This is a genomic window from Streptomyces sp. XM83C (assembly GCF_023072675.1).
Lineage (GTDB): Bacteria > Actinomycetota > Actinomycetes > Streptomycetales > Streptomycetaceae > Streptomyces > Streptomyces thermocoprophilus.
Genome location: NZ_JALLGL010000550.1, coordinates 1 through 1,566 on the forward strand (window position 1 = coordinate 1; position 1,566 = coordinate 1,566).

The 1,566-nt window shown below is 72.2% G+C and carries 2 protein-coding genes; both read right to left on the minus strand.

Annotated elements, in window-relative coordinates; translation table 11 throughout:
* Nucleotides 1-13 precede the first annotated feature (13 nt).
* A complete protein-coding gene (locus tag MTQ10_RS30255; protein ID WP_247473826.1) occupies nt 14-814 on the minus strand; it encodes an ABC transporter permease in 801 nt (266 codons plus the stop codon).
* Nucleotides 811-1,566, minus strand: a 756-nt coding sequence (locus MTQ10_RS30260; protein ID WP_247473829.1) for an ABC transporter ATP-binding protein, incomplete at its 5' end; no start/stop codon positions are given. The genes MTQ10_RS30260 and MTQ10_RS30255, both read right to left, overlap by 4 nt.

Sequence of the window (1,566 nt, forward strand, 5' to 3'; positions counted from 1 at the left end):
TCAGCTTCGGGGTTCAGGGGGTGCGGCGGCGGAGGGTGGCGGCGCCGAGGCAGAGGACGAGGAGCGCGCAGCCGGCCACGATGAGGGCGTCGCGGACGAACGTGGCGGTCATGTCGGTGTGGTGCAGGACCTCGTTCATACCGTCGACGGCGTACGACATGGGCAGGACGTTCGAGATCGCCTCCAGGACGGGGTGCATGGCGTCGCGGGGTGTGAACAGGCCGCACAGCAGGAGCTGCGGGAAGATCACCGCGGGCATGAACTGGACGGCCTGGAACTCGGAGGCCGCGAACGCGGAGACGAACAGACCGAGGGCGGTGCCCAGCAGAGCGTCGAGCAGGGCGACGAGGAGCAGCAGCCAGGGCGAGCCGGTGACGTCCAGGTCGAGGGCCCACAGGGCGAGGCCGGTGGCGAGGGCGGACTGGACGATGGCGATGGTCCCGAAGGCGAGGGCGTAACCGGCGATGAGGTCTCCCTTGCCGAGGGGCATGGCGAGCAGGCGTTCGAAGGTGCCGGAGGTGCGTTCGCGGAGGGTCGCGATGGACGTGACCAGGAACATCGTGATCAGCGGGAAGATCCCGAGGAGGGACGCGCCGATGTTGTCGAAGGTGCGCGGGCTGCCGTCGAAGACGTAGCGGAGCAGCACCAGCATCAGGCAGGGGACGAGCAGCATCAGGGCGATGGTGCGCGGGTCGTGGCGGAGCTGGCGCAGCACGCGGCCCGCTGTGGCGAGGGTGCGGGAGGCGTTGAGGGCGCCGGTGGGCGCCGAGGCGGCGGCCGGGGCAGGGCTGGTGGTGGGTGCGGTGGTGCTCATCGGGTGGTCTCCTTCGTCCGGGCCGCCGCGACCGCCTCGTCGACCAGGTGCAGGAAGGCCTCTTCGACGGTGTCGGTGCGGGTGCGGGTGCGCAGGGCGTCGGGGGTGTCGTCGGCGAGCAGCTCGCCCTCGCGCATCAGCAGGAGGCGGTGGCAGCGCTCGGCCTCGTCCATGACGTGCGAGGAGACGAGGAGGGTGGTGCCGCGGGTCGCGGCGATGTCGTGGAAGAGGTTCCACAGGTCGCGGCGGAGGACGGGGTCGAGGCCGACTGTGGGTTCGTCGAGGACGATCAGTTCGGGTGTGCCGAGCAGGGCCACGGCGAGGGAGACGCGGTTGCGCTGGCCGCCGGAGAGGTTGCCGGCGAGGGCGTCGGCGTGGCTGGTGAGGTCGACGTCGGCGATGACGCGGGTGACGTGGGCGTGGCGGCGTTCGGCGGCGGCGCGGCCGGGGTCGAGGATCGCGGCGAAGTACTCGAGGTTCTGGCGGACGGTCAGGTCGTCGTAGACCGAGGGCGCCTGAGTGACGTAGCCGATGCGGGTGCGCAGGGCGGGGTGGCCGGCGGGGCGGCCGAGGACGTCGAGGGTGCCGCTGACCTTGGCCTGGGTGCCGACGATCGACCGCATGAGGGTGGACTTGCCGCAGCCGGAGGGGCCGAGGAGGCCGGTGATCTGGCCTCGGGGGACGGTGAAGCCGAGGCCGCGCAGGACGGTGCGGGGGCCTCGGGCGACGGTGAGGTCGGCTGCCTGGATGGC